Origin of the sequence: Kitasatospora sp. NPDC048239 (genome assembly GCF_043202015.1) — a bacterium.
Classification (GTDB): Bacteria; Actinomycetota; Actinomycetes; order Streptomycetales; family Streptomycetaceae; genus Kitasatospora.
In genome coordinates this window covers 39,452-51,502 of record NZ_JBICZP010000014.1, presented here as the reverse complement: position 1 = coordinate 51,502, position 12,051 = coordinate 39,452, and the positions used below count along the sequence as shown (strand labels likewise).

12 protein-coding genes are annotated in these 12,051 nt (G+C 75.1%); 5 read left to right on the top strand and 7 right to left on the bottom strand.

Annotated elements, in window-relative coordinates; genetic code table 11:
- Positions 1–4: 4 nt before the first annotated feature.
- Positions 5–760 carry an SDR family NAD(P)-dependent oxidoreductase gene (locus ACGFZP_RS30160; protein WP_392939087.1) on the bottom strand — a complete coding sequence of 252 codons (756 nt, stop codon included), beginning with the start codon at positions 758–760 and terminating at the stop codon, positions 5–7.
- Between the two features lie 229 nt (positions 761–989).
- A complete protein-coding gene (locus tag ACGFZP_RS30155; protein WP_392939086.1) occupies positions 990–1,754 on the bottom strand; it encodes a transglycosylase family protein in 765 nt (254 codons plus the stop codon).
- Positions 1,755–1,972: 218 nt separating this feature from the next.
- Between ACGFZP_RS30155 and ACGFZP_RS30150 the strand changes: the two genes are divergently transcribed.
- Complete coding sequence (locus tag ACGFZP_RS30150) at positions 1,973–2,167, top strand: hypothetical protein (RefSeq protein ID WP_392939084.1); 195 nt, start codon at positions 1,973–1,975, stop codon at positions 2,165–2,167.
- A 111-nt stretch (positions 2,168–2,278) separates the two neighbouring features.
- On the opposite strand, the gene ACGFZP_RS30145 is transcribed toward ACGFZP_RS30150, so the two are convergent.
- Positions 2,279–2,989: a LysE family transporter gene (locus ACGFZP_RS30145; protein WP_392939083.1), complete on the bottom strand. Its 711-nt coding sequence runs from the start codon at positions 2,987–2,989 to the stop codon at positions 2,279–2,281.
- A gap of 70 nt (positions 2,990–3,059) precedes the next feature.
- Here ACGFZP_RS30145 and ACGFZP_RS30140 point away from each other — a divergent pair, with 70 nt between their 5' ends.
- The gene (locus ACGFZP_RS30140) at positions 3,060–3,491 is read left to right on the top strand and encodes an Lrp/AsnC family transcriptional regulator (RefSeq protein ID WP_392939080.1); all 432 of its coding nucleotides are present in this window, start codon (positions 3,060–3,062) and stop codon (positions 3,489–3,491) included.
- A 50-nt stretch (positions 3,492–3,541) separates the two neighbouring features.
- Here the strand turns inward: ACGFZP_RS30140 and ACGFZP_RS30135 are convergent, their stop codons facing one another.
- From ACGFZP_RS30135 to ACGFZP_RS30125, 3 genes are all read right to left on the bottom strand, one after another.
- Complete coding sequence (locus ACGFZP_RS30135; protein ID WP_392939079.1) at positions 3,542–4,210, bottom strand: response regulator; 669 nt, start codon at positions 4,208–4,210, stop codon at positions 3,542–3,544.
- 66 nt (positions 4,211–4,276) lie between these two features.
- Positions 4,277–5,956, bottom strand: coding sequence for a sensor histidine kinase (locus tag ACGFZP_RS30130; protein WP_392939354.1), 1,680 nt, complete (start codon positions 5,954–5,956; stop codon positions 4,277–4,279).
- Positions 5,957–6,109: 153 nt separating this feature from the next.
- The gene (locus tag ACGFZP_RS30125; protein ID WP_392939078.1) at positions 6,110–8,629 is read right to left on the bottom strand and encodes a SpoIIE family protein phosphatase; all 2,520 of its coding nucleotides are present in this window, start codon (positions 8,627–8,629) and stop codon (positions 6,110–6,112) included.
- 61 nt (positions 8,630–8,690) lie between these two features.
- Between ACGFZP_RS30125 and ACGFZP_RS30120 the strand changes: the two genes are divergently transcribed.
- The 3 genes from ACGFZP_RS30120 (at position 8,691) to ACGFZP_RS30110 (ending at position 11,174) form a co-directional block, all read left to right on the top strand.
- A complete protein-coding gene (locus tag ACGFZP_RS30120; RefSeq protein WP_392939077.1) occupies positions 8,691–9,017 on the top strand; it encodes a DUF4326 domain-containing protein in 327 nt (108 codons plus the stop codon).
- An 81-nt stretch (positions 9,018–9,098) separates the two neighbouring features.
- The gene (locus ACGFZP_RS30115) at positions 9,099–10,421 is read left to right on the top strand and encodes a PQQ-binding-like beta-propeller repeat protein (RefSeq protein ID WP_392939076.1); all 1,323 of its coding nucleotides are present in this window, start codon (positions 9,099–9,101) and stop codon (positions 10,419–10,421) included.
- Positions 10,422–10,538: 117 nt separating this feature from the next.
- Positions 10,539–11,174: a uridine kinase gene (locus tag ACGFZP_RS30110; protein WP_392939074.1), complete on the top strand. Its 636-nt coding sequence runs from the start codon at positions 10,539–10,541 to the stop codon at positions 11,172–11,174.
- Here ACGFZP_RS30110 and ACGFZP_RS30105 read toward each other — a convergent pair.
- Positions 11,122–11,979 (bottom strand): DNA-formamidopyrimidine glycosylase family protein, encoded by an 858-nt coding sequence (locus ACGFZP_RS30105; protein WP_392939073.1) that lies wholly within the window; start codon positions 11,977–11,979, stop codon positions 11,122–11,124. The genes ACGFZP_RS30110 and ACGFZP_RS30105 overlap by 53 nt on opposite strands.
- Positions 11,980–12,051: the final 72 nt, after the last annotated feature.

The following is a 12,051-nucleotide window of genomic DNA, read 5'->3' as shown; positions in this document are numbered from 1 at the left end:
CGGGTCAGGCCGCGAGCCCGCCGTCCACCGCTATCACCGCCCCCGAGATGTAGCGGCCGTCCTCGCCCGCGAGGTGGGCGACGGTGGCGGCGACGTCCGCACCCCGGCCGAAGTCGCCGAGGGCGGTCAGGCTGCGCTGGAAGTCCGCCCCCGGACCGTCCGCCGGGTTGGTGTCGGTGTCGATCGGGCCGGGGTTGACCACGTTGGCGGTGATCCCGCGCGGGCCCAGCTCGCGGGCCAGCGCCTTGGTGAGCCCGACCATCGCGGCCTTGCTGGTCCCGTAGAGCGTGACTCCCGGGAAGGCCACGCGCGTGGCGACACAGCTCCCGATGGTGATGATCCGCCCGCCCTCGGTCAGATGCCCGGAGGCCGCCTGCGCGTAGAGGAACGGCGCCCGGACGTTGACCTCCAGCACGCGGTCCACGTCCTCCAGGCCGAGCTCCCCGATCGGGCCGAGCACGCCGATGCCCGCGTTGTTCACCAGGATGTCGAGCCGCCCGAACCGCTCGGCAACCGCCTCCACCACGGCATGGACCTCCTGCGGGTCGGCGCTGTCCGCCCGCACCGCCCAGCCGCGCCGACCCATCGCCGTGATCTTGGCGGCAACCGCCTCGGCCCGCTCCGTGCTCCCCTGGTAGGTCAGCGCCACATCGGCGCCCTCCTCGGCCAGCCGCAGCGCCACCGCCTCCCCGATGCCCCGGCTGCCACCGGTCACCAGCGCCACCCTGCCGTCGAGCCGCGCCATCGTCGAGATCGCCATAGCAGAACTCCCCGTCCTGATCGTCGTGTTCGTCATTCCCGTCGCGCCTGTCGCGCTCTCGGGCATGACTCGATCCTCGGCCTTCGCGGCTTCCCGGTCCGGCGGTATTCGGACGTCGCGTTCAATCTTCAACAACCGTCGGCCGGCCACCGACGGGCAGGCGCCCCGACGCGCCGAGCGGCCACCCCCGGACAGGGGTGGCCGCTCGGGCACAGGAACCGGCTTGGCGTCAGACGCTCAGGGTCTGACCCGGGAAGATGAGGTCCGGGTTGCCGCCGATCTGCTTGGCGTTCTTGGCGTGCAGGCTCGCGGTGTCGGTACCGAACTTCGCCGCGATGTCGCTCAGAGTGTCGCCGCTCTTGACGGTGTAGCTGCCGCCGGCCGTGTTCGTACCGGTGGCGGCGGGCTTGGACGGCTTCGCGGCGGACTTCGCGGAGGGCTTCGCGACGTCCTGCGACTTCGCGGACTGCGACTTCGACGGCTGCGAGTTCTGCTCCTTCGCCTTCGGAGCCGCGGTCCTGGTCTGCTGCGGGGCCTTGGGCGCGGCGGCCTTGGCCGACGAGCCCTCGTCCGAGGCGTCGACGGCCGCCGGGGCGCCGCCCTTGGCCAGGCCCGCCTTCTGCGAGCAGACCGGCCAGGCGCCGGGGCCCTGCGAGGCGAGGACCTTCTCGGCGACCGAGATCTGTTGCGCCTTGGTCGCCTGGTTGGCCTGCGACGCGTACGCGGTCCCGCCGTACGCGGCCCAGGTGGACGGGGTGAACTGCAGTCCGCCGTAGAAGCCGTTGCCGGTGCTGATGCTCCAGTTCCCACCGCTCTCGCACTGGGCGACGGCGTCCCAGGTGGAGGTGGACGCAGCGGAGGCCGAGGTGGCCGTGACGAGGCCGGCCACCGGCAGGGCCGCGACAGCGGCGCCCGCCACCACAGCCATCCGGACGCGGTTGCGCTTGGTGACGGTGGAGGGGGTGGCAGCGGCGGTCTCGTTACGGAAAGTCATGAAAGTCCTCTCGACAAGCCCCGGGCGGGCATGCGGAACCAGACCCTCGAAGGGTCCTCGCGCTCACCTCACTCGACGGGCGGCCGAGCACGTGTCGGACGTGCCTGCCGCCCCGGTCACCCTCGCTCGCCAACGGCCTGTTCGAGCCGGTCGCGTCGGCGGGCACGGCCCTCGCGCCGGGGGTCAGTCGGCGGGCTGTGCGTCGGGGGTGAACCCGGGTGGTGCTCGTTGCACCGCCAATGAAGCTACGGGCCCTCCCCGGCGGCTTCAAGCAATTCTTGGACGCCGCTGGTCAGTTGACTGTTACCGGCGGTATCGATCAAGAAATCCTGTCCAGAATGACCACTTTTGACCACATTTACATGATCAAAGAGCACCTCTTCGTGCTTGCGCTCACATCTGTCCACCTGTGAAGCCGCCCACACCATCCACCCACAGCGACCACCACCACACCCACCGTCACCGACAGGTCCGGAGTTCCCGGTTCCGCGCGGCCGCCGGGTGGCACTCACCACAGTCGTCACTCACCGTGGCCACGCCATCCGCACGGCGTAGTACACGACCAGTCCGTATCCGGCGCAGTAGGTCAGCCTGCGCGCCCGCGACGAGAGCCGTGCGCCCACCGACACCCCCACCGCCGCCAACAGTTGCTGCCACGTCAGCGAGGCCGCCAGGACGCCGAGGACGAACGCCGCGCCGCCCGCCCAGCCGGCCGGCCCGCCACCGCCCGTGACCAGGGCCGCGAAGTACAGCACCGTCGCCGGGTTCACCAGGGTCAGCCCGGCGAACCGCAGAAAGGTCCCCGCGGCCCCGCCCTCCCCCGCACGCCCACCGCCACCCCCGCGCCCGCCACCCCCGCGCCCGCCACCTGCGCGCCCGGCACTCCTGTCGCCCGCACCCCCACCGTCCACCACAGCCGCGGACGCCGGCACCGACACCACCGGCCGCCGCAGCCCCGCCAGCCCCCGGACCGCCACCACCCCCAGCACCACCGCGGAACCCGCCCGCGCCCACGCCTCCCACCCCTCCAGCGCCTGTGCCAACCGAGCCCCGAACGCCGTCGCCAGCCCCGCGTACACCATGTCGACCAGCGCCACGGCGGACGCCGCGCTCACCGCCGACCGCCACCCCCGCCGCCCCTCCTCCAACAGCAGCACCCCGACCGCACCCAGCGGCACGGCCACCCCCAACCCCGCCAACACACCCGACGCCGTCGCCCCGACCAGAGAATCCATGTCCGCCACCGTGGCCGACCGGCCCGAAAACCACCGGCCCTCTTCCGGTCCTCACCGCGATAATCGCGGCATGGACGACCTCGACAGAGAGATCCTCGGCGAACTCCGGGCGGATGCGCGGATCTCCTACCGCGACCTCGGCGCCCGGGTGGGCCTGAGTGCCAACGCCGCCGCCGACCGGGTCCGACGGCTGCTCCGCACCGGGGTGATCCGGGGCTTCACCACCCTGGTCGACCCGGCCGCCGAGGCGGGCCGCCCCGGCCTGACGGTGTTCATCGACGTCCGGCTGCGCCCCGAGACGGACAGCGACGCCTTCGAGGCGCTGGTGCTGCGGCTGCCCGGCATCACCGAGGCCGCCCACGTCACCGGGGAGTACGACTACCTGCTGCGCGCCCGCGCCACCGACGCCGCCGCGCTCGACCAGCTGCTGCGCAGGCTCAAGCACGAGGCGGGCGTCGCCGTCTCCAACACCCGCCTCGCCCTGCGGACGGCCTCCCGCTGACCCTGCGCCGCACCCGACCGAGCCTCGGCACCCCGGCCCCGACCGGGGCCTCAGGCCCCCGCGTCCAACCCCGCGTCCCGGGCCAGCAGCGCCGCCTGCACCCGGTTGTCGCACCCCAGCTTGGCCAGGATCCGGCTCACGTACGTCTTCACCGTCGCCTCGCTCATATGGATCCGGGCCCCCGCATCCGCGTTCGACAGCCCCTCCCCCAGCAGCGCCAGCACCTCCAGCTCGCGCCCGGTCAGCACCTCCAGCCGCCGCCGGGCCGCCGTACCGCGGGCGGCCGCCCGGTCGGTCCGGGCTCCCGCCAGACTGTCCACGATGTGCCGGGTGGCGGCGGGCGACAGGAAGGCGTGCCCGGTGGCGGCCGCCCGCACGGCCTGGATCAGCTCGTTGGGCGCGGTGTCCTTCAGCAGGAACCCGGCGCCGCCCTCGGTGACGGCGCGCAGCACGTTGTCCCGCTCCCCGAAGGTGGTCAGGATCAGCGCCCGCGCGCCGGGCGCGGCCCGGGGCAGTTCACCGAGCGCGGTCAGCCCGTCCATGACGGGCATCTGGATGTCCAACAGCACCACGTCCACCCGGTGGGACCGGGCCAGTTCCAGGGCCTCCCGGCCGTCGGCGGCCTCGGCGACCACGTCGATGTCGTCGGCGGAGGACAGGATCATCCTGATCCCGGCCCGGATGAGCGGCTCGTCGTCGGCGACGAGGACTCGGATCACTACTGGTCACCCCTCGAACGGTGCTGCTGGCAGCGCTGCTGGGCACCATCCTCACATCCCCGCCGGTCAGGAATCCGCCGGGAACTGTCTCTTCTCGACCAGCACACCGTCCTTGAAGCAGAACCGGACCACCTCGTCCCGGCCCCAGTGGTCGGTCGACTCGGCGGCGAGGAACAGCCGGCACGTGGCGCCCGGCGGCGGCGTCGGGCCGCTCTTCTCGAAGTCCCTGGTGAAGAAGTCGTTGCCGACCGGGAGCCGGCGCTGCACCTCCGCCTCGGGGTCGCCCTCCCGGACGGACTCGGCCACCGCCTTCGGCACGGTCGCCTCCTCGGTGCCCCGGACGAAGGACACCACGCCCCACACCAGCAGTCCGACGGTGGTGACCAGCACGATCAGCCCGCCGATCGCACAGCCGATCGCCGGGCTGCGGCGGCGCTTCCCGGTGTCCAGGCCGCCGGTCGCCGGCAGGGCGTCCATCTCCCAGGGCTCCGCCTCCGTGCCCCCGGCGCCTCCGGAGGTGCCGTCCGCCGAGCCCTCGAAGGGCAGGACCGCGGCGATCCGGAACCCCTCCTCGGGGGTCGGCCCGGCGTGCACCATTCCGCCGACCAGCCGGGCCCGCTCGCGTAGCCCGGTCAGGCCCTGCCCGCCGCTGACCGCCGCCGCGCCGCCCGCCCGGGCGCCCACCGGCTCGGGCGCCCGCGGATTGGCGACCTCCACCACCAGCGCGTCCGGTTCGTAGCGCAGCGCGACACCGATCGGTGCGCCGGGGGCGTGCTTGTGCGCGTTGGTGAGCGCCTCCTGGACGATCCGGTAGGCGGCGTGGCCGACGGCGGCGGCCAGCGGGCGGTGCTCGCCCTCCAACGCGTAGGAGACCTCCGTGCCGGCCGACCGCGAGGACTCCACCAGCTTCTCGATCTCGGTCACGCCGCCCGTCCGGGCACCGCCCGCGGCCGGACCGGCTCCCGGCCCGCCCGGCGCGGCCGCCGGGCCGGTCGACTCGTCGTGCAGCACCCCGACGACCTCGCGCAGCTCGCGCATCGCGGTGACGGCGGCCAGCCGCAGCACCCCGACCGCCTCCCGCTGCCGGTCGCCCAGCGTCCGGTCGACCTCCAGGGCGCCGGAGTGGACGGCGATCAGGGCGAGCTGGTGGCCCAGGCTGTCGTGCATGTCCTGGGCGATCCGGTGCCGCTCACGCAGCCGCGCCTGGTGCGCGACCATGGTGCGCTCGCGCAGCAGCTGCTCGTTGCGTTCGCGCAGCGCGTCCAGCAGCGCCCTGCGCTGGGCCCGGTAGCGGCCGCCGAGCGCGGGCAGCACGGCGAGCACCAGGAACGCGCCCAGCGAGAGCCCGGCCAGGAGTTTGACCGGCGCCGAGCCGGCCTCCTTGAGCACCCCGGTGGCCGTCGTCAGCAGGAACCCGCCGGTCAGCGCACCGAGCAGCACGCCGACCCTGGTCACCCGGGCCCCGGCCGACCAGCCCGCGCAGATCAGCAGCACCAGCGGCCCGGCGGCCCAGCCCGCGGCGGCGGCCGCGAGCACCAGCACGGTCGCGGGCAGTCCTCGGCGGAGCAGGAAGAGCACGGCGACCACGGGGCCGACGGCGAAGCAGAGGCCGGAGTCGTCGGCGATCTCGAGCAGCGTCGAGATCCCGCCCAGCACCAGCGCGCCGCCGACCTCGCGCACGGTCGTCCAGGGCCGCCACGGCCCGGGGAGTGCCGTCCGTACCGCCCTTGACCAGGCCCTCGCCATCACGTCCACCCGGCGAGGTTAACGGCCCCGCACCTCCGCCCGCCTCCACCCTTCGTCGCGACCGGCCCCGACGAAAGTAGCGGCCGCGGACCCGACGAAAGTCACAGCGGCCGGCAGCCGGCCGATGGCAGCCAAGGCGCACGCGGCGAGCCCTCACCCGAAGGCGGTGAGCAGCAGCGCCACGTCGTCCACCCGGTGGGTGGACCCGACCTCGCGCAGCAGCCGTTCGGCGAGCCGGTCCAGCGCCTCGTCGGCCGGGTCGCCCGCCCCGATGCCGTGGGCGAGAGCGGCGCACAGCCGGTCGACGCCCAGGTCGATGTCCACGGACGGGTCCTCCACCAGCCCGTCCGTGTAGAGGGCGAGCACCGAGCCCTTGGCCAGCTGCAGCTCGCTGACCGGGTAGTCGGCCCGGTGGTCGACGCCGAGCAGCGGGCCGCCGGCCACGTACAGCGCCTCGGTGCGCCCGTCGGGGTGGCGCAGCACCGGTGGGAGGTGCCCGGCGCGGGCGATCCGGGCGGTGCCGTCGGCGGGGGTGAGCCGGACCAGGCAGCAGCTGGCGAGCAGTCCCGGGTCGAGGTCGAGCAGCAGCTGGTTGGTGCGGGCGAGCACCTCGTCCGGCCGGTGCCCGCTGGCGGCGAAGGCGCGCACCGCGCTGCGCAGCTGGCCCATGGTGGCGGCGGCGCCCACGCTGTGGCCCTCGACGTCGCCGATCACCAGGGTGAGGTGGCGGCCGGTGATGATGGCGTCGTACCAGTCGCCGCCGATCTCCATGCCCTGGGTGCCGGGCAGGTAGCGGGCGGCGATCCGGATGCCGTCCAGGTGCGGCAGCCGGTGCGGCAGCAGGGCCTGCTGGAGGCCGCGGGCGAGTGCGAACTCCGCGTCGTAGAGCCGGGCGCGTTCCAGCGCCTGGGCGATGAAGCCTCCGAGGGCGGTGAGCAGGCCGCGCTCCTCGTGGGTGAACGGGTGGGCCTCGTCGAAGCCGATGATGCAGCTGCCGACGGGGTGGCCGGAGGCGATCAGCGGCAGGAAGGCCCAGGCGCGCATCTCGTCCAGGGCGATGCCGGGGTAGGTGGCGGCGAGCTGGTGGACGGACTCGAAGAAGATCGGCGTGCCGGTGCTGAGCGCCTCGGCGCCGGGGACGCGGGCACCGATCGGGGTGCCCTCGAAGCGGTCGAGGAAGCCCTCGGGGTAGCCGGTCTGGGAGACCAGGTGGAGGCGCTTGTCGCGGACGGCGTAGATGGCGAGCTCCTGGCCGCCGAAGGCCGGCAGGATCTGGTCGGCGACGGCCCGGCAGACCTCCCGGACGGTGACGGCCTCGCTGAGCGCGCTGGCGAGCTGCAGCAGGTGGTACATCGCACCGACGCTGGTGCGGGCGCCGGGCGGGGGTTCGGCCGGTGTCTCGACCACGCCGGCGGGTGGTTCGGCGGCGACGACCCGGCCGGTGACGCCGTGCGCGTCGGGGTAGAGCGAGAACGCGAGCCAGCCGTCCGGCGGGCGGGCGGCGAGGAAGGCGGTGGGCTGCTGGGAGAGCATCGCGGCGCGGTAGCGGTTCTCGTAGACCGGGTCGGAGAGCCAGGGCAGCACGTCCCAGGGGTGGTGGCCGATCAGGTCCTCGCGGCGGGCGTGCAGCAGCAGCTCGACGCTGCGGTTGGCGTAGGTGATCCGGCCGTCCGGGTCGAGCGAGAAGACGCCGTCGCGCAGCCGTTCGACGGCGGCCGCGGCGGCGGTGCCGGTCCGGGTGTCGAGGACGGCGCCGACCAGCCGGGTGCGCGCGTTCGGTCCCTCGGGGACCCTGCCCCACAGCTCGACGGGGTACGGGTGCCCCTGGTGGTCGAGCGCCCGGACCCGGGTGGCCAGCATCCGGCCCTCGTTGAGGGCGGCGCGGGCGGCGGCCCGGAGCTCGGGCAGGTCGCCGGGGGCGATCCGGGTGGTCAGGGTGGCCGCCCGCCCGTCGAACTCGGCCGGGTCGAGGCCGAAGATCTCGCAGAACTGGTCGTCGGCGGAGAGCGCCCCGGTGGCCACGTTCCAGTCGAACAGGCCGACCCGGGTGGTGGGCTCGGTCGGCGGGGTCAGCTCCACCACGGCCGTGTCCCCGTTCGGCTCGACCAGGTGGCCGTCCTCCTCCAGGCCCGCCAGCCCTGCGCCGAGCCGGTTGGCCACCGTCCGCAGGTGGCGCCGCGCGCCGTCCGGTACGCCTTCGTCGGAGGCCGCCCAGAGCACGCTGATCACGCCGTAGGTCTCCTCGCCGGCCTTGACCGGCACGCAGGCGGAGGCGAAGTCGTAGGGCATGCCGACGGCGAGCTGGGGGAAGCGCCGCATGGTGTCCTCGGTGTCCGCCAGCGTGATCGTCCGCCCGCTGCGGTAGCTCACCGCCGCGGGCAGCGGCCCGGCCGCGGCGACCCGCCGGAACGCGCTGATGATCGACAGGGGCACGCCCGCGATGGTGCAGAGCACCAGTGACTTCCGGTCGCGCGAGCGCAGGTAGACCATCCCGCCGTACGCATCGGTGACGGCGAGCGACTTTCGGACGGCGGTCGCGAGCAGCGCGTCCCGCTCGTGTGCCGCCCTGGCGGCGGCATCGTGCCCCCGGGGGCGGTTCGCGTCGGGTCGCGCCGCCCGGGCCCCGCCGGTCAGGTGCGGACCGAGCCGGTCCGCCGGCACACCCTGGCGCATCCTCTCTTGCTACGCCCGGGTCAAGGGACTGTCAAGGCGAGTCGTCCCGGTTTGCGCCACCATGGACACCGTGCAGCCCACCACCGTGGTCAATCTCAAGGGTCATCGCGACGATCAGGGCTTCGCGGACGTCGTCTACGTCGGCCGCCCGATGCACCGCGGCGGCTGGCGGCTGGCCGGCTCCCCGCTGTACTGCCCGTTCCGTCCGGGGCCGGACCTCACCCGCGCGCAGATGCTCGTCCGCTACCGCGCGCACCTGCTCGCCCATCCGGAGCTGCTGGCCCTCGTCCCGGCCCTGCGCGGCCACCGCCTCGGCTGCTGGTGCGCCCCGCTCCCCTGCCACGCCGACGTCCTCGCCGAGCTCGCCGAGCACGGCCCCGGCAGCTGACGGACCGGCCCCCAGCTGCTCGGATATCCTCCGTCGGACAGAGCAGCGCACCGGCTGCCACCGGGGGAAGTGGGATCGAACATGCAGTCGGCACCGTCCGAGCGTTCCGCAGAGCAGGTGCCCGAGGAGCCGGGCACCGGGTGGCAGTGGGACGGCGAGGGGGGCGACGGGGCCGCCGGGATCGGCGATGTCGTCTCCGGGGGCGGGGAGCCCGACGGGCCCCGGCTGAGCCGGCGGCGGCTGCTGGCCGGGGCCGGGGCGCTGGCCGCGGGCGGCGCCGTCTGGGCGTTCACCCGGTCCGCCGGGGGCGGGTCGACGCCCGCGCCGCCCAGGCCGGCCCCGACCCGGCTCGCCGGACCGGAGCCGCTCTGGACGTACCGGGGGCCCGAGGCGATGACGCCCGAGCGGCTGACCGACCGGCCCGGTCGGCCGGTCTTCCTCTCCCGCGGCGGGCTGCAGGTGCTCGATCCGGCCACCGGCGCCCGGCTGCGCTCGCTTGCCTTCCCCGCGCCCGGCAAGGACTGGCCCAGTGACCTGGAACTGCCGGCCGCCCGGGTGGTGGTCGGCGCCGACCGGGTGTTCACCTCCTCCCGCGGCCACCTCGACAGCCGCCACCTGAGCGACTCCGCCGCCGACTGGAGCCTCCCGCTGCCCGAGCCGTTGGACGGCACCGTCGACCTGTTCGGCTGCGACGGCACGACCCTGTACGGGCGCAGCTGGGCCGCGCCGACCAACAGCGACCGGATCAACGCCACCCTGTTCGCCCTGCGGATCGAGGACCGGAGCCTGCGCTGGTCCCGTCCGGCCGAGGACGTGGACGTTCCGCTCGCCACCTCCACCGACCTGCTCCCGGCCCGGGCCTCGGAGAACGGCACGACCCGGCTGGTCCTGCTGGACGCCGCCGACGGCCACCGGCTGTGGACGGTTTCGGCCGACGAGAACCTGCGCTGGGCGGCCGCCGACCGGGAGCACGTCTACGCCCCCGACGGACAGTTCGGCCTGCGGGCGCTGCGCCCGGCCGACGGCACCCCGCGCTGGTCGGTGCTGCCCGGCCCGTCCGAGGAGTGGCGCTGCCTGCCGCCGGTGAGCGACGGCGCCCGGGTCTACGTGCCGCGCGACAACGGCCTGATCACCGCGCACGACGCGGCGACCGGCGCGCGGCTCTGGTCCCACCGGGTCCCGTTCCGGCTGGACCGCCGCAGCCGACCGCTGCTGGCCGGGCCGGCCCTGTACGTCCCCGGCCCCGCCGCCGCGGGGATCTGCGCCCTCGACGCCGGCAGCGGCACGGAGCTGTGGACCTTCCGCGACTCCGGCCCCGGTGTCGACGTCTGGACCCTCTCCGCCGACTCCGCGCACCTCTACGCGGGCCACGACGACACCCTGCACGCCCTCCCGCTCGCCTGACCGCCCGAGAGCCTGAGGGGTGTTGGCACAGTCCCGCCCGGTCCGACGCGGCCGTGCAAGCACCCCCTGCGGCCGCCCGGCGGATCCGGCCGCCCCGAGCTGGGGCAGGATGGGCCGATGCAGGTACGCCCGATCTCGCCCGAACGGCTGACCGAACTCCTCGCCGATCGCATCACCGCCCTGCCCGATTCCGGGCGGCGGTGGCTGCGGGTCGCCGTGGACGGCGCCGCCGCCACCCGGCCCGACCTCCTCGCCGACGCCCTGGTGGAGCCGCTGCGGCTGCGCGGCCGACCGGCCCTGCGGGTCTCGGCACGGGACTTCCTGCGGCCCGCCTCGGTCCGGCTGGAGTACGGCCGGCAGGACGCGGACGCCTTCCACGACCTCTGGTTGGACGACAACGCCCTGCTGCGCGAGGTGCTCGACCCGCTGGAGCCCGGCGGCAGCGGCAGCGTCCTGCCCTCGCTGCGCGACCCGTCGACGGACCGCTCGACCCGGGTGCCGCACGCGGTGCTGCCGCCCGGCGGCGTGCTGCTGCTGGACGGCGCGCTGCTGCTCGGCCGCTGGCTGCCGCTGGAGCTGACCGTCCACCTGGCCCTCACCCCCGGCGCGCTGGCCCGCCGTACCCCGCCCGAGGAGCAGTGGACGCTGCCGGCCTTCGCCCGCTACGAGGCCGAGACCGCCCCCGCCGAGGCGGCCGATCTCACCGTCCGGGTGGACGACCCGCGCCACCCGGCCCTGGTCGAGCGCCGTTGACCGGCCGGGCCTCGGGCGCCGGGCCGCGTTGGCAGGAAGGACACCAGTACGCCACCCGGTCCCGCGGCGGCTCCAGGTGGCCCGCCGTCAGCACCGGGGTGCCGCACCGCTGGCAGGGCCGCCCGGCGCGCCCGTAGACCCAGTTCCGGTGCCCGGGCCGGGTGTCACCGGTGGTGACGTGCCCCGAGCGCAGCCGGTTGGCGTCGAGCAGTTGTCGGGCGCGGTCCACCAGCCGTTCCGGGCGCGGCAGTTCGCCGACCGGGGCCCACGGCGTGAGGCCCGCGAGGAAGCACAGCTCGTTGGCGTAGATGTTGCCGATCCCGGCCAGGTTGCGCTGGTCGAGCAGGGCCTCGGCGAGCGGGCGGCCGGGGTGGGCGAGCAAGCGGCGCAGCGCCTCGGCCGGATCCCAGTCGGGACCGAGCAGGTCGGGTCCGAGGTGGCCGACGACGCGCTGCTCGTCGGCGGTGCGCAGCAGTTCCACGACCGGCAGCCGGTAGCCGACGGCGGTGCTCCGCTCGGTGCCGAGGACGGCCCGGATCTGCCAGGCGGGCCCGCCGGCCCAGCGTTCGCCGGGGCGGTAGACCTCCCAGCGGCCGTCCATCCGCAGATGGGTGTGGAGGGTGAGGCCGCCTTCCAGGCGGGTCAGCAGGTGCTTTCCGCGCGGGGCGACCTCCAGGACCTGCCGTCCGGCGAGGCGGGCGGTGGCGTGGGCGGGCACCCGCAGGTCGGCGGTGGTCAGCAGTCGGCCGGCGAGGGCCTCGTGCAGTCGGACCGCCACGCGGTGGACGGAATCGCCTTCTGGCATGTCTCCATCCTGCCCCCGCTCGGCGGTCCGGCGCAGGCCCTGGGCCCGAGGACCGGGCGCCGCCGCCAGGCC

Excerpts from the sequence above, each read along its gene's own strand:
- ACGFZP_RS30160 (WP_392939087.1), bottom strand. The coding sequence starts at position 760 with ATGGCGATCTCGACGATGGCGCGGCTCGACGGCAGGGTGGCGCTGGTG.
- ACGFZP_RS30155 (WP_392939086.1), bottom strand. The coding sequence starts at position 1,754 with ATGACTTTCCGTAACGAGACCGCCGCTGCCACCCCCTCCACCGTCACC.
- ACGFZP_RS30145 (WP_392939083.1), bottom strand. The coding sequence starts at position 2,989 with ATGGATTCTCTGGTCGGGGCGACGGCGTCGGGTGTGTTGGCGGGGTTG.
- ACGFZP_RS30140 (WP_392939080.1), top strand. The coding sequence starts at position 3,060 with ATGGACGACCTCGACAGAGAGATCCTCGGCGAACTCCGGGCGGATGCG.
- ACGFZP_RS30130 (WP_392939354.1), bottom strand. The coding sequence starts at position 5,956 with ATGGCGAGGGCCTGGTCAAGGGCGGTACGGACGGCACTCCCCGGGCCG.
- ACGFZP_RS30125 (WP_392939078.1), bottom strand. The coding sequence starts at position 8,629 with ATGCGCCAGGGTGTGCCGGCGGACCGGCTCGGTCCGCACCTGACCGGC.
- ACGFZP_RS30120 (WP_392939077.1), top strand. The coding sequence starts at position 8,691 with ATGGACACCGTGCAGCCCACCACCGTGGTCAATCTCAAGGGTCATCGC.
- ACGFZP_RS30115 (WP_392939076.1), top strand. The coding sequence starts at position 9,099 with ATGCAGTCGGCACCGTCCGAGCGTTCCGCAGAGCAGGTGCCCGAGGAG.
- ACGFZP_RS30110 (WP_392939074.1), top strand. The coding sequence starts at position 10,539 with ATGCAGGTACGCCCGATCTCGCCCGAACGGCTGACCGAACTCCTCGCC.
- ACGFZP_RS30105 (WP_392939073.1), bottom strand. The coding sequence starts at position 11,979 with ATGCCAGAAGGCGATTCCGTCCACCGCGTGGCGGTCCGACTGCACGAG.